At 58.7% G+C, this 22,906-nt stretch carries 20 protein-coding genes; 6 read left to right on the forward strand and 14 right to left on the reverse strand.

The window, feature by feature from the left end; translation table 11 throughout:
• Positions 1 to 129: 129 nt before the first annotated feature.
• Positions 130 to 567 carry a universal stress protein UspA gene (uspA, locus tag IBT54_RS11640; RefSeq protein ID WP_147789621.1) on the forward strand — a complete coding sequence of 146 codons (438 nt, stop codon included), beginning with the start codon at positions 130 to 132 and terminating at the stop codon, positions 565 to 567.
• Positions 568 to 1,008: 441 nt separating this feature from the next.
• On the forward strand, positions 1,009 to 1,251 hold the full coding sequence (locus IBT54_RS11645; RefSeq protein ID WP_147789622.1) for a hypothetical protein: 243 nt from the start codon (positions 1,009 to 1,011) through the stop codon (positions 1,249 to 1,251).
• A gap of 189 nt (positions 1,252 to 1,440) precedes the next feature.
• Here IBT54_RS11645 and rsmJ read toward each other — a convergent pair whose 3' ends face one another.
• Complete coding sequence (rsmJ, locus tag IBT54_RS11650) at positions 1,441 to 2,199, reverse strand: 16S rRNA (guanine(1516)-N(2))-methyltransferase RsmJ (protein ID WP_147789623.1); 759 nt, start codon at positions 2,197 to 2,199, stop codon at positions 1,441 to 1,443.
• Positions 2,200 to 2,207: 8 nt separating this feature from the next.
• The gene (prlC, locus tag IBT54_RS11655) at positions 2,208 to 4,250 is read right to left on the reverse strand and encodes an oligopeptidase A (RefSeq protein ID WP_013359389.1); all 2,043 of its coding nucleotides are present in this window, start codon (positions 4,248 to 4,250) and stop codon (positions 2,208 to 2,210) included.
• Between the two features lie 406 nt (positions 4,251 to 4,656).
• Between prlC and IBT54_RS11660 the strand changes: the two genes are divergently transcribed.
• Both IBT54_RS11660 and IBT54_RS11665 read left to right on the forward strand, forming a co-directional pair.
• On the forward strand, positions 4,657 to 5,499 hold the full coding sequence (locus IBT54_RS11660; protein WP_095706545.1) for a 23S rRNA (adenine(2030)-N(6))-methyltransferase RlmJ: 843 nt from the start codon (positions 4,657 to 4,659) through the stop codon (positions 5,497 to 5,499).
• A 6-nt stretch (positions 5,500 to 5,505) separates the two neighbouring features.
• On the forward strand, positions 5,506 to 6,324 hold the full coding sequence (locus IBT54_RS11665) for a CPBP family intramembrane glutamic endopeptidase (protein ID WP_201252189.1): 819 nt from the start codon (positions 5,506 to 5,508) through the stop codon (positions 6,322 to 6,324).
• Here IBT54_RS11665 and rnz read toward each other — a convergent pair.
• On the reverse strand, positions 6,321 to 7,232 hold the full coding sequence (rnz, locus tag IBT54_RS11670) for a ribonuclease Z (protein WP_013359392.1): 912 nt from the start codon (positions 7,230 to 7,232) through the stop codon (positions 6,321 to 6,323). The genes IBT54_RS11665 and rnz overlap by 4 nt on opposite strands.
• A 127-nt stretch (positions 7,233 to 7,359) precedes the next feature.
• On the opposite strand from rnz, the gene gorA reads away from it, so the two are divergent.
• Positions 7,360 to 8,712: a glutathione-disulfide reductase gene (gene gorA / locus IBT54_RS11675; RefSeq protein ID WP_201252190.1), complete on the forward strand. Its 1,353-nt coding sequence runs from the start codon at positions 7,360 to 7,362 to the stop codon at positions 8,710 to 8,712.
• A 110-nt stretch (positions 8,713 to 8,822) separates the two neighbouring features.
• On the opposite strand, the gene IBT54_RS11680 is transcribed toward gorA, so the two are convergent.
• The 4 genes from IBT54_RS11680 to IBT54_RS11695 form a co-directional block, all read right to left on the reverse strand.
• Positions 8,823 to 9,719, reverse strand: coding sequence for an alpha/beta hydrolase (locus IBT54_RS11680; RefSeq protein WP_013359394.1), 897 nt, complete (start codon positions 9,717 to 9,719; stop codon positions 8,823 to 8,825).
• Positions 9,720 to 9,887: 168 nt separating this feature from the next.
• Entirely contained in the window at positions 9,888 to 10,232 is a 345-nt protein-coding gene (locus IBT54_RS11685) for a hypothetical protein (RefSeq protein WP_013359395.1), read from the reverse strand.
• A 22-nt stretch (positions 10,233 to 10,254) separates the two neighbouring features.
• On the reverse strand, positions 10,255 to 11,601 hold the full coding sequence (locus IBT54_RS11690) for a sodium:proton antiporter (RefSeq protein WP_201252191.1): 1,347 nt from the start codon (positions 11,599 to 11,601) through the stop codon (positions 10,255 to 10,257).
• Between the two features lie 61 nt (positions 11,602 to 11,662).
• Positions 11,663 to 12,865, reverse strand: coding sequence for an MFS transporter (locus IBT54_RS11695; protein ID WP_013359397.1), 1,203 nt, complete (start codon positions 12,863 to 12,865; stop codon positions 11,663 to 11,665).
• A gap of 93 nt (positions 12,866 to 12,958) precedes the next feature.
• Here IBT54_RS11695 and IBT54_RS11700 point away from each other — a divergent pair, with 93 nt between their 5' ends.
• A complete protein-coding gene (locus tag IBT54_RS11700; protein WP_013359398.1) occupies positions 12,959 to 13,927 on the forward strand; it encodes a LysR family transcriptional regulator in 969 nt (322 codons plus the stop codon).
• 37 nt (positions 13,928 to 13,964) lie between these two features.
• On the opposite strand, the gene IBT54_RS11705 is transcribed toward IBT54_RS11700, so the two are convergent.
• The 7 genes from IBT54_RS11705 to IBT54_RS11735 form a co-directional block, all read right to left on the reverse strand.
• On the reverse strand, positions 13,965 to 14,462 hold the full coding sequence (locus IBT54_RS11705; protein WP_003852093.1) for a TIGR00645 family protein: 498 nt from the start codon (positions 14,460 to 14,462) through the stop codon (positions 13,965 to 13,967).
• Between the two features lie 54 nt (positions 14,463 to 14,516).
• The gene (kdpD, locus tag IBT54_RS11710; protein WP_095706541.1) at positions 14,517 to 17,195 is read right to left on the reverse strand and encodes a two-component system sensor histidine kinase KdpD; all 2,679 of its coding nucleotides are present in this window, start codon (positions 17,193 to 17,195) and stop codon (positions 14,517 to 14,519) included.
• A 16-nt stretch (positions 17,196 to 17,211) separates the two neighbouring features.
• Positions 17,212 to 17,778, reverse strand: a complete 567-nt coding sequence (gene kdpC / locus IBT54_RS11715; RefSeq protein WP_201252192.1) for a potassium-transporting ATPase subunit KdpC — start codon at positions 17,776 to 17,778, stop codon at positions 17,212 to 17,214.
• Positions 17,779 to 17,788: 10 nt separating this feature from the next.
• Positions 17,789 to 19,837 (reverse strand): potassium-transporting ATPase subunit KdpB, encoded by a 2,049-nt coding sequence (gene kdpB, locus IBT54_RS11720; RefSeq protein WP_033784240.1) that lies wholly within the window; start codon positions 19,835 to 19,837, stop codon positions 17,789 to 17,791.
• Positions 19,834 to 21,522: a potassium-transporting ATPase subunit KdpA gene (kdpA, locus tag IBT54_RS11725; RefSeq protein WP_201252193.1), complete on the reverse strand. Its 1,689-nt coding sequence runs from the start codon at positions 21,520 to 21,522 to the stop codon at positions 19,834 to 19,836. The genes kdpB and kdpA overlap by 4 nt, the downstream gene beginning before the upstream one ends.
• The gene (gene kdpF / locus IBT54_RS11730; RefSeq protein ID WP_010253443.1) at positions 21,522 to 21,611 is read right to left on the reverse strand and encodes a K(+)-transporting ATPase subunit F; all 90 of its coding nucleotides are present in this window, start codon (positions 21,609 to 21,611) and stop codon (positions 21,522 to 21,524) included. The genes kdpA and kdpF overlap by 1 nt, the downstream gene beginning before the upstream one ends.
• A gap of 108 nt (positions 21,612 to 21,719) precedes the next feature.
• Positions 21,720 to 22,886, reverse strand: coding sequence for an HD-GYP domain-containing protein (locus IBT54_RS11735; RefSeq protein WP_201252194.1), 1,167 nt, complete (start codon positions 22,884 to 22,886; stop codon positions 21,720 to 21,722).
• Positions 22,887 to 22,906: the final 20 nt, after the last annotated feature.

A 22,906-nucleotide genomic window follows, 5' to 3' on the forward strand; every position in this document is an offset into this window, starting at 1 on the left:
CATCATCACCTGCAACGCAGGTAGACACTTTGGTGGCGCTCATCGCCCGCTCGCGCAAAGGATTTCGCTAAGCTGTGACGCGGCAGGAACACCGGATGCCATCCTTAATCTCGTGAAAGGAGTTTTATCATGGCTTATAAACACATCCTGATTGCAGTAGACCTTTCTCCCGAAAGTCAGTTACTGGTGGATAAGGCCGTCTCGCTGGCTCGCCCGTACGATGCCAGAATTTCCCTGATTCACGTTGATGTGAATTACTCCGACCTCTACACCGGCCTGATTGATGTCAACTTAGGGGATATGCAGAAGCGCATCTCTGAAGAGACGCATACGGCACTGAAAGGGTTATCAGATGCCGCGGGCTATCCGATCAGCGAGACGCTGAGCGGCAGTGGCGACCTCGGCCAGGTGCTGGTTGATGCGATCAAAAAATATGACGTTGACCTGGTGGTGTGCGGTCATCATCAGGATTTCTGGAGCAAGCTGATGTCTTCAGCTCGTCAGTTGATCAATACCGTGCATATCGACATGCTGATTGTGCCGCTGCGCGATGAAGACGAAGAGTAACCGCTGTTATTAAAGCCGGTGTAAGCCGGCTTTTTATCGGGCTGAATATATTTACTCTTTATTCTGGCTCGCGATTTAAGTTCCTTATTCCCGGACCACGCCACCTGAATTTCTTTTTATTTATAAACATATCCACCAGCCTGACTTTACACAAAACTCAATATATGCTGCTTTATCATTTCTAATCTCCTTTTATATTACCTCCTTTTAGCACTGTAACTACAGTCCTATACATAAATTCAAAGCCATCATTACATTGCTCATTCATCCAGTCGCTAATGATAGAAACTTTATTAATAGCAAAGCGTAATTTATCAAAATCTTACTATAGGAAAAGCTTAATTCATCCGTTATCTTTCGCTGGCTTATCTGCTGCGCAGGCAACGGGTAAAGCAGAATAATGATTCCCATTATTTAAAAAAACCAATAAGGATATTAAAAATGAGAGAGATTAATCAGACAGAAATTGCTGCCGTTAGCGGCGCGGGCCTGACTGAATTTCTGGGTGAGGTTAATACCGCACTGACTGAAGTATCAGGTTTATACGACACCACCGTCGCATCAATCAAGGAAAGCACTGATCTGGGTCAGACTCTAGGTCTGACCTACAAAGCCATTGGTCTGAACTTCGCCAAAAGCTTTTTGAACGCATTTTCAGGCTTCCTGACTAAATTAGCCGCCTGACCGAATCAGTAACACCGCATTAACGCGACAACGCCCGTGCGGATAATTAAAGCCTGCCTGATAGTATTTCAGGCAGGCTTTTTTATTTAGCAAAAATATTATGCCGGGTCACTTTCAGACCAGGCATACGGAGATAAGCAGCAGGAAAATTATTATGGCCTGAAGCAATCGCTTCAGATCGTCATTCGTCTAAAGCGTACTGACCAGCGGCGTATAAATATCAAAGCGATGGCTTTTCGTCACCACAGCCGCCTGCGTCACGATACCCGCCAGCGGCGGTGCATAGTCTGGCCGTTTGACCACAATCCGTTTCTTCGCCAGCCGCCGGGCCGGTTCCAGTAGCGCATCGGCATCTTCATCCGGCCCTACCAGCGACTGAAAGACCCGCATCTCCTTTTTTACCAGCGCACTTTTCTGGCGATGGGGATACATCGGATCAAGATAGACCACATCCGGCTGCGGCGTAATCTCGCCCAGCGCCTGCGCACTGGCTGCATGAATCAGCGTCAGGCGGTCGCGCAGCCAGGGGCCAATTTCCGCATCCTGATAACCGCGCTGCAGGCCATCTTCCAGCAGCGCAGCCACGACAGGATGGCGTTCCAGCATCCGCACCCGGCAGCCGAGCGCCGCCAGCACAAACGCATCACGTCCAAGTCCGGCCGTCGCATCCACCACATCCGGCAGATAGCCGCCTTTAATGCCAACCGCTTTGGCGACAGCTTCGCCACGTCCACCGCCGAAGCGACGGCGATGCGCCATTGCCCCGGTGACGAAATCAACAAAAATACCGCCCAGCTTTGGCTCATCACGCTTGCGCAGCTCAAGGTGCGTCGGCGTCTGCACCAGCGCCAGCAGCGCGTCTTCGTCGTGCTCCAGCTGCCAGCGCTGCGCTAAACGTGATAAGGCGCCGTCTCCGGCGCCTGATTCATCGAGCAAACAGATTTTCACGAACCGACTTATCCCTGAATGCCGTAATGTTCCAGCATCGCATCGAGCTGTGGCTCACGGCCACGGAAGCGTTTGAACAGCTCCATCGGCTCTTCAGAACCGCCACGCGTCAGGATGTTATCCAGGAACGACTGACCAGTTTCACGGTTAAAGATGCCCTCTTCCTCGAAGCGGGAGTAAGCATCCGCCGCCAGCACGTCCGCCCAAAGATAGCTGTAGTAACCTGCTGCATAGCCACCGGCAAAGATGTGGCTGAAGGCGTGCGGGAAACGGCCCCATTCCGGACTCGGAACGACTGCTACGCGGCTTTTCACTTCGCGCAGGGTTTCCAGAATCTGTGCGCCTTTCTCCGGATTAAACTCGGTATGCAGACGGAAATCGAACAGGCCGAACTCCAGCTGACGCAGGATAAACAGCGCGGCCTGATAGTTTTTCGCCGCCAGCATTTTATCCAGCAGTTCTTTCGGCAGCGGTTCGCCGGTCTCAAAGTGACCGGAGATAAAGGCCAGCGCATCCGGTTCCCAGCACCAGTTTTCCATGAACTGGCTTGGCAGTTCGACCGCATCCCATGGCACACCGCTGATACCGGAAACGCCAGGCGCTTCGATGCGGGTCAGCATGTGGTGCAGGCCGTGACCAAACTCATGGAACAGGGTAATCACTTCGTCATGGGTGAACAGCGCAGGTTTGCCTTTCACCGGACGGTTAAAGTTACAGGTCAGGTAAGCAACGGGCTTCTGCAGGCTGCCATCGGCTTTACGCATCTGGCCCACGCAGTCATCCATCCAGGCACCGCCACGTTTGTGCTCGCGGGCGTAGAGGTCGAGATAGAAGCTGCCGCGCAGTTCACCGGTTTCATCGAACAAATCGAAGAACTTCACGTCAGGATGATAAACCTCAACGTCGGTACGCTGCTTCGCAGTGATACCGTAAATGCGTTTCACCACTTCGAACAGACCGGCGACCGCGCGCTCTTCCGGGAAGTAAGGACGCAGCTGCTCATCGCTGATGGTGTAGAGATGCTGCTTCTGCTTTTCACCATAATAAGTGAGATCCCATGGATTCAGCTGCTCAACGCCATGCTCTTTCTGCGCGAAGGCGCGCAGCTGCTCCAGCTCTTTTTCACCCTGCGGACGGGCGCGTTCAGCCAGGTCATTCAGGAAGTCGATCACCTGAGACGGGCTTTGCGCCATTTTGGTCGCCAGCGATTTATCCGCGTAGGAGTCGAAGCCCAGCAGCTGAGCCAGCTCGTGACGCAGCGCCAGCTCTTCCGCCATGATAGGACCGTTGTCCCATTTACCGGCGTTCGGACCCTGATCGGAAGCACGCGTCGCATAGGCGCGATACATCTCTTCGCGCAGCGCCGCGTTATCGCAGTAGGTCATGACCGGCAGATAGCTTGGAATATCCAGCGTCAGCAGCCAGCCTTCCTGCTCTTTGGCTTCAGCCTGAGCTTTCGCCGCCGCCAGCGCGCTTTCCGGCATACCGGCCAGCTCGCTTTCATCGGTGATCAGCTTGCTCCAGCCCATGGTCGCATCGAGCACGTTGTTGCTGTAAGCCGAACCCAGCTCAGAGAGGCGCGCGGCGATTTCGCCATAGCGCTGCTGTTTATCCTTTGGCAGGCCGATTCCAGAGAGTTCGAAATCACGCAGGGCGTTATCGACCGCTTTCTTCTGCGCCAGATCCAGTGCCGCGTATTGATCGCCCTCTTTCAGGTTGCGATACGCCTGATACAGCCCTTCATGCTGACCGACCCAGGTGCTGTATTCAGAGAGCAGCGGCAGCGTCTGCTCATAGGCTTCACGCAGCTCCGGGCTGTTTTTTACCGAATTAAGATGGCTGACCGGGGAGAAAATACGGCTCAGGCGATCGTCGGTTTCCGCCAGCGGCTGAACCAAGTTATCCCAGGTGTACGGCGCACCCTGCGCCACCACTTTTTCGACTTCTGCGCGGCATTGGCTCAGCACTTCCGTCACGGCAGGAACAACATGTTCAGGCTGGATAGCAGAAAAAGGGGGGAGCGTAAAAGATGTCAGTAGCGGATTGGTCATAGCGCAGTCCTTTATCGATGTATGGGGCGCAGCGGGTCGCGCAACGCAATCTAAGTAACATGCGGCTTAGTGTAGTGAAAATCAATGGGGGTCAGGATGAGGTGGGGAAGAAACGCGCGAATGGCTACCCGAAAGCCCGCTGCTTTTAAACTATGGCTGCGATTGCGATGAGCGCGTCGGGCAGCTTTCCGTACCTGCATGCCTGCAACAGGATGCCGCGCCCTGTAATCCCGATTTGTTATCACGCTTCTGGCCCATCGCCAGGCCATCCCTGATATAATCGCGGATTCTCATGCTTTTCCTGCGTCGGTTGCTGTGCGTCGTTCTGTAGGTAATACGTGAGGTAATAATTGGTATAAATTGATTTTCCATCAATTAAAACCTTATACATTCAACAGGATAAACAATGCTGAGTTATCGCCATAGCTTCCATGCGGGCAACCACGCCGACGTGCTGAAGCACACTGTTCTGAGCCTGATCATCACGGCGCTGAAAGAGAAAGAGAAACCGTTTTTCTACCTGGATACCCATGCGGGCGCAGGCCGCTACCAGCTGAGCGGCGAGCACGCCGAGCGTACCGGTGAATATCTGGAAGGCATCGCGCGTATCTGGCAACAGCCCGATGCACCGGAACTGCTGCAACCCTATTTTGACGCCATCGGTGCGCTGAATCGTGGCCCTTCTCTGCGCTACTATCCGGGTTCACCGCTGATTGCCCGTCATCTGCTGCGTGAAGATGACCGGCTGCAACTCACCGAGCTGCACTCCAGCGACTATCCGCTGCTGCGCAACGAGTTCAGCAAAGACAACCGCGCGCGCGTCGACCGTGCCGACGGTTATCAGCAGTTAAAATCGAAACTGCCACCGCCGTCGCGTCGCGGTCTGGTGCTGATCGACCCGCCTTATGAGATGAAAAGCGACTACCAGGCAGTGGTGAAAGGCATTCAGGAAGGTCATAAACGGTTTGGCACCGGCGTCTTTGCGCTGTGGTATCCGGTGGTGTTACGTCAGCAGATCAAACACATGCTGCGCGACCTGGAAGCAACCGGCATCCGCAATATCCTGCAGATCGAACTGGCTGCCCGTCCGGACAGCGATCAGCGCGGCATGACCGCCTCCGGCATGATCGTGATTAACCCGCCGTGGAAGCTGGCCGATCAGATGAATACCCTGCTGCCATGGCTGCACAAAAAACTGGTTCCGGCCGGTACCGGTCACTTCGTGGTGAACCAGATCGTTCCTGAATAACCGATTATGTGGATTCTGCTGGCAGGCGCGCTGGGCGCGCTGCAACCCGCCCGGCGGCTGGCGCTACTGCTGTTAGCGCTCGCTGCGCTGCTGGGGTTTTATCACGACGTCCTGACATGGCCAGTGCTGCCGCTGCTGGCCGGGATCGCGGCACTGGTCGCGCTGCGCCGCTTTGACCCAATCCGTTCCCGGCAGCACATTCTGAGTGAAGCGCTGCTGGTGCTGATTTCGCTGGGATTGTTCCTCCATCTTTTTCCCGGCTTTCACAATCCCCTCGTGGTCGATGAGGTTAAGGTGGGCGTACAGAGCCTGCCGTTCAGTTTCTCCTTCAACTTCGATAAAGCGCTGATCCCCTTTGTACTACTGGCCTGCCTGCCGACGCTGTTCCGCGCCCGGGCCTGTCCACCACGTTATCCGTGGATCGCTGTGCTGGCATTGATCGCCGCCGTGCCGCTGCTGCTGGGTAGCGCCGTGCTGCTGGGCGGTCTGGCCGTGGAGCCTCATTTTCCGCCCTGGCTGCCCGCGTTTATGCTGGCGAATCTGTTCTTTGTCTCGCTGGCCGAAGAGGCGCTGTTCCGGGGCTATCTGCAACAGCGGCTGAGCGAGAAGCTGGGTGGGTTGCCCGCGCTGCTGATTAGCACGCTGCTGTTCGGGCTGGCGCATGCAACCGGCGGCGTACTGCTGGTAGTTTTCGCGACGCTGGCCGGGCTGCTTTATGGTCTGGCGTGGCACTGGAGCGGCCGCTTATGGCTGGCAGCCGCCCTGCACTTCGCGCTTAACCTCACTCATCTGCTGCTGTTTACTTATCCGGCGCTGCATCACTAAACCGTAAACACCGCCAGGTCCGAGGCCAGCTCGGTGCGGGGGAAAATGGTCTGGCACTCCGCCAGCAGGCGGCTCATGTCCTTTGCCAGATAGCGGGAGCTGAAATGGGTGGCGATCATCCGCTTTGCCCCGGCGCGCTTTGCCACCTCCGCCGCCTGCAGGGTTGTGGAGTGCCCGCGCCCGTTGGCTTTCTCCACCATCGCCGCCTCCAGCGTGGTTTCATGCACCATCAGGTCAACCTCCGCCGCCAGCTGCAGCGCAACCTCCGTGGGAGCCGTATCGCCAAAGATGGCCAGCTTTTTACCGGGTGTCGCCGGGCCAAGGTAGTCAGCGCCGTTAATTACCCGCCCATCTTCCAGCGTCACACATTCCCCCTGCTTCAGCTGCTGGAACCACGGGCCGCGGGGCACGCCTTCGGCTTTCAGCCGCTCGGCATCCAGCAGGCCGGGTTTGTCATGCTGTTCAATGCGATAGCCAAAACACTCCACCGGATGGCTCAGCGGCCAGGCACTGATACGAAACTCACCGTCATCCAGCGTCCAGCCCGCCTCAATCTCAACAATGTTCAGCGGGTAATCGGTGTAGGAACCGCTGATCGACAGCGCCGTCTCAACAAAGGTCTTCAATCCTCTGGGGCCATAAACCGTCATGGGTGAGGTCAGTCCGGCCATCGACCGGCTGGTAAGTAAGCCCGGCAGGCCGAAGATATGATCGCCATGCAGATGGGTGATAAAAATCTTATCCAGCTTGCCCGGTTTCAGGCTGGAGCGCATAAACTGTAACTGCGTGCCCTCCCCGCAGTCGAACAGCCAGGTTTCACCACTCAGCGCGCGGGTAAAAGCAATGGAGGTCACGTTACGTTGCAGGCTGGGAGCACCGCCGCCGGTGCCAAGAAAAGTAAGGTGCATGGTATGCTTCCCTGTAAGCGAGTGAAAAACAGAACCCTATTACAATCATAGGCGCAAACTTTGCGTCATTTCGACTCGCAGCGTTACACTCAACCCCAATTTTTTATGCAACCGGATGGATACTTCAATGACCCGACATTTCGACTATCTCGCCATTGGCGGCGGCAGCGGCGGCATCGCCTCGATTAACCGTGCAGCTATGTATGGCCAGAAATGCGCCCTGATTGAAGCAAAAGAGCTGGGTGGCACCTGCGTGAACGTGGGTTGCGTGCCGAAGAAAATCATGTGGCACGCCGCGCAAATCGCCGAAGCTATCCATCTTTATGGCCCGGATTATGGCTTCGACACCACCGTAAACCGCTTTGACTGGGCCACGCTGGTCAAAAACCGCAGCGCCTATATCGATCGCATCCACAGCTCTTATGACAACGTGCTGGGTAAAAACAAAGTTGAAGTGATCAAAGGCTTTGCCCGCTTTGTCGATGCGCACAGCGTTGAAGTGAACGGCGAGATTATTACGGCTAACCACATTCTGATCGCCACTGGCGGTCGTCCGGTTCACCCTTCTATTCCGGGTGCGGAGTACGGCATTGATTCCGACGGCTTCTTCGAGCTGGACGCGCTGCCAAAACGCACCGCGGTTGTCGGCGCGGGCTATATCGCGGTTGAGCTGGCGGGCGTGGTGAACGCGCTGGGTTCAGAAACCCACCTGTTCGTGCGTAAACACGCGCCGCTGCGCAGCTTCGACCCGCTGCTCACCGAGACGCTGGTCGAAGTAATGAAGACCGAAGGTCCGGCGCTGCACACCGAAGCCATTCCTAAGGCTGTAGTTAAAAACAGCGATGGCAGCCTGACGCTGCAGCTGGAAAATGGCAGCGACTACACCGTGGATTGCCTGGTCTGGGCGATTGGCCGTGAGCCTGAAACGGACAATCTCAATATTCAGGCCGCAGGCGTGGCGCTGAACGAGAAAGGCTATATCAGCGTCGATAAATTCCAGAACACCAATGTCTCAGGCGTTTACGCCGTGGGCGACAACACCGGTGCGGTTGAGCTGACGCCGGTTGCGGTTGCCGCAGGACGTCGTCTCTCTGAGCGTCTGTTTAACAACAAGCCGGACGAGCATCTGGATTACAGCAACGTCCCGACCGTGGTGTTCAGCCATCCGCCGATTGGCACTGTAGGACTGACCGAGCCGCAGGCGCGCGAACAGTATGGCGACGATCAGGTGAAGGTCTATAAATCGTCGTTTACCGCCATGTACACCGCGGTCACCCAGCATCGTCAGCCGTGCCGCATGAAGCTGGTTTGTGTGGGTGCCGATGAGAAGATCGTCGGCATTCACGGCATCGGATCCGGTATGGATGAGATGCTGCAGGGCTTCGCCGTGGCGCTGAAGATGGGCGCGACCAAGAAAGACTTCGATAACACCGTGGCCATCCACCCGACCGCGGCGGAAGAATTTGTGACAATGCGTTAATCCGCACCGGGCTTCAGAAACAGAACAGGCGACCTTAAGGTCGCCTGTTTTTTTATGCCGCATCCACTTCCGCTTTCTGACCGTGCAGCATAGCACTGCGTCAGTGCACTTCAGCTTACGCGATCCAGCCAGCGGACATACGCCTGATCCCACAACGCTGCGGGCGTACCCGCCTTGCCGAGGCCAAATCCGTGTCCGCCTTTGCTGATCTGAATCAGCTCAACCGGCACGCGGTTGCGGCGACAGGTGTCGCGCATCAGCTCGGTGTTAAACGGATTGGAGGTGTGATCGTCCTCGGCCTGCGCCAGAAACGTCGGCGGATATTGCCGGGTCACATAGTTCTGCACTGACCAGTTCGCCTCATCCTGCGGCGTGGCATTTTTACCTACCATCATCAGATGCGTATTGGTGTGCTGATAAGGCGCTTCCAGGGTAATGACCGGATAGATCAGGCCGACGCTGTCGACTTTCGGCACCACTTCATCCAGCGGATCGATGGCCGGATAAGATTCAAAGTCTGGCCGCGCCGCCGCCAGCCCCAGCAGATGTCCGCCTGCCGAGAAACCCAGCACATGCACCTTGCGTTCGAAAGATCGCACCAGCCGGATGGCGCGCTGCGCATCCTGCAGTGGCGCCAGCCGACCCGCCTGCCACTTCTCATGCGGCAACCGATAGCTGAGCACATAGGCAGTATAGCCACTGGCATTCAGCCAGCGCGCTACCGGCCAGGCTTCACGCGCCATGCCGATCCAGCGATACCCGCCGCCTGCGGCGATTAATACCGCTTCGCCATTCGGATTTTCTGGTTTAAACCGCTGAATCGCCGGGCTGACGATATTTGACCAGGAACCACTGCTGTTAATATGCAACTGGCCGGATGGGCCGCCGCCGCCGGGCGGATCGTCCGGCCAGAGGGGAATAATGTCATCGCGGGCAAATAATTTGCCGGTGGTCATGGAGAGCCCGAGCGCTCCCGTGCCGAGAATAAAGCGTCGACGCGTAATCATAATGCCTGTTGTGTGATGCCAGAGTAATGAGCAAGCCGTTGCGGCAGGCTACAGAAGAAGTAACAGATGCAAGTCTGGTGCCATGGGTGGCGATTATGTACGCAATAGCCCCAGGAAAGCCATAAAAAAACGCGCCGGGCAGGCGCGTTTTTATTTCATTCCGTATGGTTAATCTTCCTGCTGGAACTGCGCCATCACGGCCTGTTCACACTGCTGTTCGTTGACGCGCAGTTTGGCCCGCTCATCATCGCCAAGTTGCAGCCAGGCACTGGCCACTTCACGCGCGGACTCTTCATCAAATTCCGGCTGATTCATCGCCGATGATGACTGACTGCTCGCGACTGACGATTTCATCTGTTCAACATATTGATCCGCACTCGCGACCTTTTTCTCGCCGCTGACAATGTGGCACAACTGACTGGCGTAAACATTCTGCTCAGTATCAGCGTCGTCCGCTGCCAGCGCGCTGCCGGAGGCAAGGAGGCTTAGCAGCACTATCTGAGTGACTTTCATTTTTAACTCCTGTTCGTTCAGGTTAAACCTTGCGCTGAAGGGCTTCGAGGCGCTTCTGACGCCAGTTCAGCAGCGGCGTCACGGTGGTGCCGTGAACCACCACGCTGCAGACCACCAGCGTTAACGCTATATTCGTCATGATTTCCATCTGCGGGCCTTGCATGCCGTGCGTCCAGGCATAGGCGATGTAGTTCAGGCTGCCAATTCCCCGGATGCCCAGCCAGCCAATCAGCAAGCGCTGCCCGAGCGGCAGTCCGGCGCGCAGCGTCACCAGCCAGACGGCCATCGGTCGTACTACGGCAAACAGTACCAGCCCAATCAGCACGCCATAGATGTTCCAGTGCTGCGCCAGTGTGACGCCCAGTACGACCATCATGCCAGCCGCCAGTAAACGTTCAATAGTATCGCCAAAAGAGAGCGCGTCGCCTACTACAAACCCAATCGACTTCACCATATTATTGCCGCCCTGATGGGCCAGGCGTTTGTTAGGATTCACCAGCGCCTCAGAGGGCAATACGCGCTCATCGTCAGAGAGGTCTTCCGGCTGATGACGATGGAACACACCCAGTTCGGCACGGCGTAACCCCAGTCCGGCGGCGAAGGCGGCCAGGAAGCCGGAGGCACCCAGGTACTCCACCAGCGAATAACTGAGGGCTATCAGCGCCAGCGCCAGGAAATCATTGGGCGCAACGTCGCCATTCGCATTGCGCAGTCGGGTCGCCAGCATGCCGATTAATTGCCCCAGAACAAAGCCAATGATCAGACCGCCGCCAATCGCCCAGAGCACCTCGACCGCGCCCCAGTGCGCCAGCATCGCGCCACTCAGGCTCTCGCCATTAAACAGCAGCAGCGCCAGCATCAGCAGGGGTAATGCGGAGCCATCGTTCATGCCCGCTTCACTGGAGATCGCCACCCGCAGCGAGTCATCATCCTGCGCATCGTTGACCGAGATTAAGCTCGCCAGCACCGGATCGGTCGGCGCGACAATCGCCCCAAACGCCAGCGCAATCGGCCAGTCTAATCCCACCAGGAAGTGTGCCAGCAGGGTCATCGCGGCAACGGTAAGCAGCATGGCGGGAAACGCCAGTTTCAGCCCGGTGTGCCAGCAGTTGTTCTGCAGCGGCTGACGCAGCTTGAGACCGGTGATAAACAGCGAGGCCGCCATGGTGATTTCGGTGATATGGGCCACGGCTTCGGAATGGGTGACGATATCGAGGTGGATAACATCAAATCCCCACGGGCCGCACAGCATGCCCGCGATCAGGAACAGACCAAATGAGGTGACTGGCCCCCGGTGAATCCAACCGGAAGCCAGCGACATCAGCAGCAGAAGGCCGCCCGTCGCTGCTGTCCAGGCTAAAAAGTTCATAACACTCCACAATATTTCGGGTTTATGAATAAGCCTGGCACATTTTTTGACGGGCGAGGCGTCAGTTTTTCAGGTGACGACTGGCGAAGCGGACCGCGAGAGCCGCGGCACCGGCTAAAGTGGCGAGCGCAACGACGCCATTCCAGCCCCAGTGAGCCAGCGCCAGACTGCCCAGCGCCGCACCGGTCGCCATACCGATAAACACCACAGTAAACAGCAATGCATTCAGGCGACTGCGTGCTTCCGGTGCCAGGCCATAGACCAGCGTCTGATGCGCCACCAGCGTGGCCTGCACCCCTAAATCAAAGCCGATGGTACAGACCACAATCAGCGCCAGCTGTGCGGGCATGGGCAGCAGTGGCAGCAGAAACATCAGCGCAAAAGAGATCGTCACCAGCGCGGCACCGGCCTGCGTGACGCGTGCCGGGCCGATGCGGTCAGCAAAACTGCCCGCTAGCGGTGCTGCCATAGCGCCTGCTGCACCGGCTAAACCAAACGCCCCAGCCACCGCACTGTCGAGATGAAAGCGGTCGCTGAGCATTAACGCCAGCGTCGACCAGAAGGCGCTGAAGGCGACCGACAGCAGACCCTGAGCCAGCGCGGCGCGGCGCAGCGTCTGATGGTGACGCCACAGATGCACCAGTGACAGCAACAGGCGCGGATAGCTCACTGAGGTGCCCGGCGCGAAGCGTGGCAACACCCGCCACAGCGTCAGCGTAATCAGCAGTACCGCCAGTGCGGCGATCATGTACATGGTGCGCCAGCCGAAATATTCCGCCACCACCCCGCTGACTACCCGCGACAGGAGGATGCCGACCAGCAGTCCGGTCATCACCGTGCCGACCGTTTTACCCCGGCTGCGTTCCGGGGCCAGCGTCGCCGACGCGGGCACAATATCCTGCGCCACGGTGGCGGTCAGGCCGGTAATAAAACTGGCAACCAGCAGCGCGCTGAGTCCACCGGAAAAGCCACACAGCAGCAGCGCCGCGACCAGCAGTAAGCCTTTGATAAAGATAATGGTGCGGCGGTCATGACGATCCCCCAGCGGGGCCAGCAGCAGAATACCCAGCGCATAGCCCGCCTGAGTCAGCATCGGCACCATGCCAACTGCGCCGATGCCTGCATTAAACTGCTTACTGATGATATCCAGCATCGGCTGGCTGTAGTAAATCGATGCAACGCTGAGCCCGGCTCCGGCCGCCAGGGTAAACACCAGCGGCGTAGAGAGCGATTCATTTTGCGTCTGAGTCTGTATGGCTGACATGCTGTAATCCTCATCATTTCGTGCAGCCATTAAAGCGCATTATGGTTATACGCGGTAGACTGATACCAGACAAAACCGTTATGCGTGGCGCGTATGAACAATCCCAACAGCAGCGATCGCATCGACCTGATGCAGACATTTATCCGTATCGTTGAGAGCGGCAGCCTGTCCGCAGCAGCAGCCCAGCTTGGCACGACACAGCCCACCGTCAGCCGCCGATTGCAGACCCTGGAGCAGCGGCTGGGCCTCAAGCTAATCCTGCGCACCACCCATGCGCTGAAACTCACCGATGATGGCGAACGCTGCTACGCCCAGGCACGGCAGTTGCTGGCGACCTGGCATGCGCTGGAAGATGAGCTGACCGGTGCCAGCGATGACCCGGTCGGTACGCTGCGGGTTCGTGCGCCGCACGCCTTTGGTCAGGATCAGCTGATCGCGCCGCTGGTGGACTATCTGCACCGCTATCCCCGCCTCAATATCGAGTGGATGCTGAATGACCGCACGCCCGACTTCATGGCGGAGAACGTCGACTGCGCCATTCAGGTCGGTGCGCCCACCGATCCTTCGGTCGTGGCGATTCTGCTGGCCGAAGTGCCGCGCATTGTGGTGGCGGCCCCGCACCTGCTGGCGCAGCATCCGCCTATTGAACGTGTGGCACAGCTGCGCGATCTGCCCTGGCTGGCGCTGACCAGCTTTTACCGTAATGAAGTGGCGTTGCAGAAGATTGACGACGGCCAGCCAGTGAACCTGGCGATTACGCCCCGGCTGAGCAGCGACAGCTTATATGCAGTGCGCAAAGCGGCGCTGGCCGGGATGGGCGCGGCGATTGTCTCCTCGTGGGCGGTGCAGGAGGACTTAGCGGATGGCAGTCTGGTTCAGCTGATGCCCGCCTGGCAGGCCCCGCCGCTGCCGGTATGGCTGACCTATCCCTGGGCGAGTTACTACCCGGCCAGGCTGCAACACTTTTTTGCCATGATCAAAGAGGTGATGCCACAGCTGGCGGGCACGCGCCCGGCGTCGCAGCCGGCAGGTCGTTCAGGGGAAGCAGAGCGGAAGGGATAAAGCAGGCGCCCGCGTCAGCGGGTCGCCAGGTGATAAATTACTTTTTATCGTAGCGCGACATTTTGTCCAGCCAGCCCATCACAAAGGCCGAGAGCACAAAGGTCAGGTGGATAATCACGTACCACATCAGCTTGTCGTTTTCGACGTTGCGCGCTTCCATAAACACCCGCAGCAGGTGAATCGAGGAGATGGCCACGATAGAAGCCGCGACTTTGTTTTTCAGCGAGCCGGAGTCCATCTTGCCCAGCCAGCTCAGCTTCTCTTTGTCTTCGTCGATATCAAGCTTGGAGATGAAGTTCTCATAACCCGACAGCATCACCATCACCAGCAGGCCGCCCACCAGCGTCATATCCACCAGCGACAGCAGCAGCAGGATCAGATCGTTTTCCGCAATGCTGAAAATGTTGGGCAGCAGGTGGAAAATTTCCTGGAAAAATTTAATGGTCAGCGCCAGCAATCCCAGCGAAAGTCCAATGTAAACCGGAGCCAGCAACCAGCGCGATGCATACATCAGGTTTTCGGTAAAACGTTCCATACAATCCCACGAATAATCAAACAGGTCCGGAAGTATAACCGATCCACTGTGAAGTTATTTCAGCCCTTCGTCAGAAATTTCAGGGACCGGCGGCAGCGGCAGTGAGAGACGAAATGCAGCGCCGCCTTCGGGTCGGTTCTCTGCCCAGATCTGGCCACCGTGGCTCTCGATAATGGTTTTACAGATTGCCAGACCCAGCCCGACACCCGGCACCGCCGACTCTTTATCACCGCGCCAGAACTTATCGAATATCCGGGTTAAATCGTCCTCGGCAATGCCCGGTCCGCTGTCCCACACCGCAATCTCCAGCCGTGTTGCAGCACGCCAGGCGCGGATGCCACGCGGCGCGCTGTTACCGGCATACTTCAGGCTGTTCTCAATCAGGTTGGTGAAGACGCGTTCCAGCAGCGTGCTGTCGCCTTTAATCAGCACGATGTCATCCGGCAGATCGAGCTGAACCTCATGCCCTTTCAGCGACGGTGCCATGCTGCTCAGCGCGCCGCCGATCACCTCTTCCAGCGCCAGCCACTCTTCCCGCAGGTTAAGGCCGCCCGACTGAATGCGTGCCATATCCAGCATGTTGCTCACCAGCCGGATGGTGCTCAGCGTCTGCTCACGGATCTGGCTGGCCTGCGGCACATATTTTGAGTTGTCGCTGGCCAGGTCGAGCATCAGCATTTCCGCCTGACCAAACAGCACGGTCAGCGGGGTGCGCAGGTCGTGGGACAGCGCCGAGAGCAGCGCATTGCGCAGCTGTTCACGCTCGGCCGAGAGCCGGGATGCCGCCTCGCTGTGCGACAGCGCCATTCGCTCCAGCGCATTGGCAATCAGTACCGTAAAGGTTTCCACCAGCCGCTGCTGTTCGGGGATCATCAGCTGACGCAGGTTCTGCGGCTCCACCACCAGCAGACCCCGACAGTGTGCACCGCTTTTCAGCGGCAGGATCTGATAGGGCACCGCCGGTAAGGTATCGGTGCCCGCGCCCGCAGGCTGGCCTTTGCTGTAACTCCATTTCGCGATGGCGCGATCCGGTTCGCTGGCCGGTAACGCCTCGCCCACCGGTTGCAGCTCACCCTGCTCATCCGGCAGCAACAGCAGGCAGCGCGCCTGCAAAGTGGCGTCGAGCACCCGCTGGCTGGTGGCGGCGATATCCTGCGGCGTCAGCGCGCTGCCCAGCGATTTTGCCATCTCGTAGAGCTGCCGCGCCCGCTGCTCGCGGTAGCGCGCCACCCGCGCCTGATAACGCACGCCTGCCGTAAGGTTGCCGACAATGACGCCCACCGCCAGCATTACGCCAAAGGTCACCAGATATTGCAGGTCGGAGACCGCCACCGTGCCGGTGGGGGCCACAAAAAAGAGGTCGAAGGCGACGATATTCATCACCGTGGCAATCACCGACGGCCAGCGGCCATAGCGCAGCGCCACGATCACCACCGCCAGCAGGTAGATCATCACACAGTTGGCAGGATCGAAATTGATCAGTACCGACTGTCCGGCTGCGGTGACGACGATGCAGAGCACCAGCGCCATCATCACGCCGCGCAGCTGAATGCGCCATTTTTCACTGGTCACGCGGCCATCCGGCAGCGGATGCGGCGCATCTTTCAGCGGCTCATCCAGTGCGACAACCAGCAGGTCGAGATCGGGGCCGAGCTGGCCCAGACGTTCGGCAAAACTGTCACGCCGCCAGCGTCGCAGCGGGCGACGACCGGTGACGATTTTGCCCAGGTTGTGCTCGCGGGCGTAGCCCAGCACCGCTTCCGCTTCATCCGGTTCCGACAGCGTGGCCGTTTCCGCACCCAGCTCCTGCGCCAGCTGTAAGGTGCGCAGAATCGCCCGTCGCCGCGCTTCGGGCAGCCGGTTAAGCCGGGGTGTTTCGACATAGACCGCGTGCCATTCACTGCCGAGCCGTGCCGCCAGCCGGGCAGCGGTACGCACCAGCTTTTCACTGCCACTGTCGTCACCAATGCAGAGCAGAATAGCGTCGCGGGTGTGCCAGACGCGATCCCGTCCCTGCTGATCGCGCCAGGCGCGCATCTGGTCGTCCACACGATCGGCAGTGCGACGCAGGGCCAGTTCACGCAGGGCGAACAGGTTACCTTTGCGGAAAAAGTTTTCGATGGCGCGTTCCGCGCGGTCGCCAATGTAGACTTTGCCCTCTTTCAGCCGCTGCCGCAGATCGTCGGGCGGCAGATCGACCAGCACCACTTCATCAGCGCTGTCGAAAAAGGGATCGGGCACAGTTTCGCGCACCTGAATGCCGGTGACGCCGCCGACCACATCGTTGAGGCTTTCAAGGTGCTGCACGTTGACGGTGGTCAGCACGTCGATGCCCGCTTCCAGCAGCTCTTCGATATCCTGCCAGCGCTTGGGATGGCGCGAGCCCTGTACGTTGGTGTGCGCCAGCTCATCCATCAGAATCACCGCCGGATGGCGGGCCAGCGCAGCATCAAGATCAAACTCCGCATGACGCGAGCGGCCGGTTGCGCGCCGCGGCAGCAGGGTTAAGCCTGTCAGCAGCTGCGCGGTTTCCGGCCGTTCGTGGGTTTCTACCACGCCAATCAGCACATCCAGACCCTGCGCACGCAGCCGCTGTGCCTCCTGCAGCATGGCGTAGGTTTTGCCCACGCCCGCACAGGCACCAAAGTAAATCTTCAGCTGCCCGCGATGACTTTCGCGGTTAGCCTGCAGCAGCGCGTCGGGATCGGGACGCTGGGGTTCGTCGTGGTTCATCGCTTCCTTAACACCATTACCGTTCGTTGAGGGCCATGTTCAGCTGCAGCACGTTGAGGGTCGGCGTGCCGAGGAAGGGCATCAGCGGACGATGCGTCATCTTTTCAATCAGCGCCTCGACCTGCGCGACCGGCACGTTGCGGCTGGCAGCGATACGCGGAGCCTGCCACAGGGCAGCCTGGGGCGAAATATCCGGGTCCAGCCCGCTGGCGGAAGCCGTCACCAGCTCAACCGGCACGGCTACAGGTGCCTGCGGATTGGCGACACGCAGTGCAGCGACGCGGTCGGCGACCGCTTTATCCAGCGCCGGGTTGCTGGCGGCCAGATTACTGCCTCCCGAGGCCAGCGGGTTATAGGCTTTATCACTGGTGGCTGAAGGACGGCCCCAGAAATAGTCGGGCTGGGTAAAGTTCTGCCCAATCAGCGCGGATCCGTGCGCCACGCCATCTTCTTCCAGCAGCGAGCCATTGGCCTGGGCCGGAAACAGCCACTGCGCCAGCCCGGTGGTGAGGAAAGGATAAACCACGCCGGTAACAAGCGTAAGCAGCAACAACAGTAAAATTGCCGGACGTAACTGACTCATTTTTTTCTCCTCAGGCCATGCCTGAAAGCACTAACAGCAGATCGATCGCTTTGATGCCGACAAACGGCACCAGCAGGCCACCCAGACCGTAAATCAGCAGGTTGCGGCGCAGCAGCGCAGCGGCACTCAGCGGGCGGTAGCTGACGCCTTTCAGGGCCAGCGGGATCAGGAAGATAATCACCAGGGCGTTAAAGATCACCGCTGACAGAATTGCGCTGGCGGGCGAGTGCAGCTGCATCACGTTCAGCATGTTGAGCTGCGGATAGGTCGCCGCAAACGCCGCCGGAATAATGGCGAAATATTTCGCCACGTCGTTGGCGATACTGAAAGTGGTCAGGGAACCGCGCGTCATCAGCATCTGTTTACCGATGTGCACCACTTCCAGCAGCTTGGTCGGGTTCGAGTCGAGATCGACCATGTTGCCCGCCTCTTTCGCCGCCTGCGTACCGGAGTTCATCGCCACCGCCACATCCGCCTGCGCCAGGGCAGGCGCATCGTTGGTGCCGTCGCCGGTCATCGCCACTAACCGTCCTTCTGCCTGATACTGGCGGATCAGCGCCAGCTTGGCTTCCGGGGTCGCCTCTGACAGGAAGTCATCCACGCCTGCTTCCGCCGCAATGGCCGCGGCGGTCAGCGGGTTATCGCCGGTGATCATCACCGTTTTGATGCCCATTTTGCGCAGTTCGGCAAAGCGCTCTTTGATGCCGCCTTTCACGATATCTTTCAGCGCCACCACGCCCAGCACGTTCGCGCCCTCGGACACCACCAGCGGCGTGCCGCCACTGCGGGCCACCTCTTCCACCTGCGCATTGACCTCGGCAGGGAAACGGCCATGGTTCGCTTCGATATGACGGCGGACCGCATCGACCGCGCCCTTGCGGATCAGCCGCTCCTGCACGTTTACGCCACTCATGCGGGTCTGGGCTGAGAACGGAATAAAGCTGGCACCCATGCTGCTGAGATCGCGCTCACGCAGATTAAAGCGCTGCTTCGCCAGCACCACGATGCTGCGGCCCTCTGGCGTTTCATCAGCCAGCGAGGCGAGCTGCGCGGCGTCGGCCAGCTGCTCTTCGCTGACGCCCGGCGCGGGCAGGAACTGGGTCGCCTGACGGTTACCCAGCGTGATGGTGCCGGTTTTGTCCAGCATCAGCACATCCACATCGCCGGCGGCTTCCACCGCACGTCCACTGGTCGCAATGACGTTCGCACCCAGCATCCGGCTCATTCCCGCCACACCAATCGCCGACAGCAGGCCGCCGATAGTGGTCGGGATCAGACAGACCAGCAGCGCCACCAGCACGGTGATGCTGACCGGCGTGCCGCCCCATGCCGAGAACGGCCAGAGTGTGACGGTCGCCAGCAGGAACACGATGGTCAGTGACACCAGCAGGATGGTCAGGGCGATCTCATTCGGGGTTTTACGGCGCTTCGCCCCTTCCACCATGGCGATCATCCGGTCAAGGAAGGTTTCGCCCGGGTTGGCGCTACAGGTGATCACTAGCCAGTCAGAGAGAATACGCGTACCGCCCGTCACAGAGGCGAAGTCACCGCCTGACTCACGGATGACCGGTGCAGATTCACCGGTAATCGCGCTCTCATCCACTGAGGCACCGCCCTCCATCACTTCACCGTCGCAGGGAATGATGTCACCCGCTTCGACCAGCACCGCGTCGCCTTTACGCAGCGCATCGGCGCTGACCTGCTGCCACTCCGCGCCATAGCGCGCCGCTGACAGTTTTTTAGCAAAGCTGGTCTTTTTGACCCCTTTCAGGCTGCTGGCCTGGGCCTTGCTGCGCCCTTCTGCCAGCGCCTCCGCCAGGTTGGCGAACAGCACGGTGAACCAGAGCCAGAGTGCAATCGCGCCGGTAAAGCTGGCGCTGCCGCTGATCCTGCCGAATAACATTGCCAGCGCCAGCAGCGTGGTCAGCACGCTGCCGAGCCAGACCACAAACATCACCGGATTACGGAACTGTACCCGCGGATCGAGCTTTTTCACCGCATCCCAGGCCGAGGTACGCAGCAGGGCTGCGTCAAATAACGCCTGTTGTTGACGACTCATGAGGATTGTCCCTGAACAAGTTGCAGATGCTCAGCCACCGGGCCCAGCGCCAGAGCAGGAATAAAGGTCAGTGCACCCACCAGCAGCACCGTGCCGATGAGTAAGGCAATAAACAGCGGGCCGTGGGTGGGCAGCGTGCCGTTACCCACCGGCTGCACTTTTTTCACCGCCATCGCACCGGCAATCGCCATCACCGGAATGATGATGCCGAAGCGGCCCAGCAGCATGCAGACCGCCAGTAACAGGTTCCAGAACGGCGTGTTAGCACTCAGTCCGGCAAAGGCGCTGCCGTTGTTGTTAGCCGCCGAGGAAACGGCGTAGAGCACTTCGCTAAAGCCGTGAATGCCGGGGTTCGCCATTGCGCTGCGACCAGCGTCGGTCATCATCGCCAGCGCGGTGCCGATCAGCACCAGCGCCGGGGTGACCAGAATCGCCAGCGCGGTCATTTTCATCTCCCACACGTCGACTTTTTTACCCAGGAACTCCGGGGTACGGCCAATCATCAGCCCGGCGATAAATACCGCCAGCAGCACAAACAGCAGCATGCCGTAGAGACCGGCACCGACGCCGCCAAACACCACTTCACCCAGCTGCATCAGCCACATCGGCACCATGCCGCCCAGCGCGGTAAAGGAGTCGTGCATGGCATTCACCGCACCGCAGGAGGCCGCAGTGGTGATGACCGCGAACAGGCTGCTGTTAAGAATGCCAAAGCGCGTCTCTTTGCCTTCCATGTTGACGGCGCTGTCGGCACCCAGCTGGAGGAAATGCGGGTTGCCCTGCAGTTCGGCCCACATCACGACGGCGACCGCCGCGACAAACATCAGCGTCATCGCCCATAGCAGCATGTGGCCCTGACGACGGTCACGCACGCTTTCGCCAAACGCAAAGCAGAGCGCGGCCGGGATCAGGAAGATGCTCAGCATCTGCACCAGGTTGGTCAGCACCGTCGGGTTTTCAAACGGATGGGCGGAGTTGGCGTTAAAGAAGCCGCCACCATTGGTGCCCAGCATTTTAATCGCTTCCTGCGACGCCACTGGTCCCATCGACAGCGTCTGCTGTACGCCTTCCAGCGTGGTGAAGCTGTGGTAAGGCGCGAAGTTCTGAATGCTGCCCTGATTGACAAAGAACAGCGCCATCAGCAGGCTGATCGGCAGTAAGACGTAGAGCGTGATGCGTGTCAGGTCGCGCCAGGCGTTACCCAGAGATGCAGAGCTGCGATTAGCGAAACCCCGGATCAGCGCAAACGCCACGGCGATCCCGGTTGCGGCAGAGAGGAAGTTCTGCACCGTCAGGCCCACCATCTGGCTGAAATAGCTAAGGGTGCTTTCGCCGCTGTAGGACTGCCAGTTGGTGTTAGTGACGAAGCTCACAGCGGTGTTGAGCGCCAGATGCCAGCTCAGGCCAGGCAGCTGCTGCGGATTCAGCGGCAGCGAGCCCTGCAGCAGCAGTATGGCCAGCAGCACCACGAAGCCCAGCGCGTTAAACAGCAGTATCGCCAGCAGGTAGTGCGGCCAGCGCATCTCCGATTGCTGCGCGCCCAGCAGTCGCCACAGCGGCGCTTCAAAACGGGCAAACACCGGTTTATCAGCCACTAACGCGGCCAGACCCCGGCCAAGCGGCTGTGCCAGCACCATCAGCAGCACCAGATAAAATGCGATGAGTAAAAAAGCATTGGCCGCCATCAGAAGGCCTCCGCATTTAACAGGGCATAGATCAGATAGCCCAGTAACAACACCACCAGCACAATGCCGGTTATTACGCCCACGCTCACAGGAACCTCCAGAGGATTGGATTTATGGCTTAGCTTGCGCGGAGACGTATAAAGAAGGGGTTAAAATGCAGCGGGCGGCCGTAAAAATAGTGTAAAAATGGCGAAAAATCAGGCGACTTCCAGCGCCCAGATGCGATTGAGATCGACTTTACCCCATAGCGTACTGTCCTCTGCGCCCACAATGCTGTCGGTGCAGAAACTGTCGCCGAGGTCGAGCTCCTCCGGTTTCACTTCACGCTGGGCGTGCAGCGACCAGAAGACGTGCACACAGGGACGCATCAGCGATTTTTCCCCCGCTTTCACCACCAGCGCCACCCGGCCGGAGGCCAGACGCACCAGCGATCCCACCGGATAGATGCCGATAGTTCGCACGAAGGTGTGCAGCAGGCCCGGATCGAAGTGGCCGCGCCAGCTCAGCATCTGGTGCATCGCCTCTGCCGGTGTCCAGCCGTTGCGATAGGAGCGGGTTGAGGTGACAGCATCGTAGACATCACACACCGCTGCCATCCGGGCGTAGAACGAAATCGCCTCGCCTTTCAGACGGTGCGGATAGCCGCTGCCATCATATTTTTCATGATGATGCAAGGCGATATCGAGCAGATCGTCATCGGCGTCGGCTTCAATCAGCATCTGCGTACCCACCACCGGATGCTCGCGCATCACCCTGAACTCCTCTTCCGTCAGCTTGCCTGCTTTGTTCAGGATCGCCAGCGGCACAGCGGCTTTGCCCACATCATGCAGTAAACCGCCCATGCCCACCCGACGCAGCTGCTGCTCATCCAGCCCGAGTTTTTTACCCAGCGCAATCATCAGCCCGCAGACCGCCATAGAGTGCAGATAGGTGTAGTCATCATGATTTTTCAGCCGTGCCACGCTGAGCATCGCTGAGGGTTCACGCGTGATCGAGCCGGCGATTTCATCCACCAGATCCATCATATAATCGAGTTTCAGGCCGTTGCCCAGCCGCGCTTCGTTGAACATCGCCAGTACTTTCGGTTTGCCCTGCTGAAAGATCAGCTGTGCCTGGTCCAGCTCCTGAAAAAACGGGGTGCGTCCAATGGTTCTTTTCGCGATCGAGGTGGCGATCGGCGCCTGCACGGATCGATCGAGGTCGATCCAGAGCTGGCGGATCCCTTCACTGCGTAACGTGGCGATTTGTCGTGGATCGGTGATCAGCATCTGATTATGAATACGCTGGTCCTTTATCCACCAGACCTCCAGTTTGTGGATAAACATCCCTGGGCGCAGTTCATCAATGGTAATCAGCTTTATCACGCTATCACTCCTTACGATCA

Source organism: Pantoea sp. S62 (assembly GCF_016658625.1).
GTDB lineage: Bacteria > Pseudomonadota > Gammaproteobacteria > Enterobacterales > Enterobacteriaceae > Pantoea > Pantoea vagans.

What these genes read in the sequence shown, in the direction of transcription:
- IBT54_RS11685 (WP_013359395.1), bottom strand. Translation starts at nt 10,232, where the DNA reads ATGAAAGTCACTCAGATAGTGCTGCTAAGCCTCCTTGCCTCCGGCAGC.
- kdpC (WP_201252192.1), bottom strand. Translation starts at nt 17,778, where the DNA reads ATGAGTCAGTTACGTCCGGCAATTTTACTGTTGTTGCTGCTTACGCTT.
- IBT54_RS11665 (WP_201252189.1), top strand. Translation starts at nt 5,506, where the DNA reads ATGTGGATTCTGCTGGCAGGCGCGCTGGGCGCGCTGCAACCCGCCCGG.
- IBT54_RS11680 (WP_013359394.1), bottom strand. Translation starts at nt 9,719, where the DNA reads ATGATTACGCGTCGACGCTTTATTCTCGGCACGGGAGCGCTCGGGCTC.
- kdpA (WP_201252193.1), bottom strand. Translation starts at nt 21,522, where the DNA reads ATGGCGGCCAATGCTTTTTTACTCATCGCATTTTATCTGGTGCTGCTG.
- gorA (WP_201252190.1), top strand. Translation starts at nt 7,360, where the DNA reads ATGACCCGACATTTCGACTATCTCGCCATTGGCGGCGGCAGCGGCGGC.
- IBT54_RS11700 (WP_013359398.1), top strand. Translation starts at nt 12,959, where the DNA reads ATGAACAATCCCAACAGCAGCGATCGCATCGACCTGATGCAGACATTT.
- kdpD (WP_095706541.1), bottom strand. Translation starts at nt 17,195, where the DNA reads ATGAACCACGACGAACCCCAGCGTCCCGATCCCGACGCGCTGCTGCAG.
- IBT54_RS11705 (WP_003852093.1), bottom strand. Translation starts at nt 14,462, where the DNA reads ATGGAACGTTTTACCGAAAACCTGATGTATGCATCGCGCTGGTTGCTG.
- rnz (WP_013359392.1), bottom strand. Translation starts at nt 7,232, where the DNA reads ATGCACCTTACTTTTCTTGGCACCGGCGGCGGTGCTCCCAGCCTGCAA.
- kdpB (WP_033784240.1), bottom strand. Translation starts at nt 19,837, where the DNA reads ATGAGTCGTCAACAACAGGCGTTATTTGACGCAGCCCTGCTGCGTACC.
- prlC (WP_013359389.1), bottom strand. Translation starts at nt 4,250, where the DNA reads ATGACCAATCCGCTACTGACATCTTTTACGCTCCCCCCTTTTTCTGCT.
- IBT54_RS11690 (WP_201252191.1), bottom strand. Translation starts at nt 11,601, where the DNA reads ATGAACTTTTTAGCCTGGACAGCAGCGACGGGCGGCCTTCTGCTGCTG.
- IBT54_RS11660 (WP_095706545.1), top strand. Translation starts at nt 4,657, where the DNA reads ATGCTGAGTTATCGCCATAGCTTCCATGCGGGCAACCACGCCGACGTG.
- uspA (WP_147789621.1), top strand. Translation starts at nt 130, where the DNA reads ATGGCTTATAAACACATCCTGATTGCAGTAGACCTTTCTCCCGAAAGT.
- IBT54_RS11645 (WP_147789622.1), top strand. Translation starts at nt 1,009, where the DNA reads ATGAGAGAGATTAATCAGACAGAAATTGCTGCCGTTAGCGGCGCGGGC.
- IBT54_RS11695 (WP_013359397.1), bottom strand. Translation starts at nt 12,865, where the DNA reads ATGTCAGCCATACAGACTCAGACGCAAAATGAATCGCTCTCTACGCCG.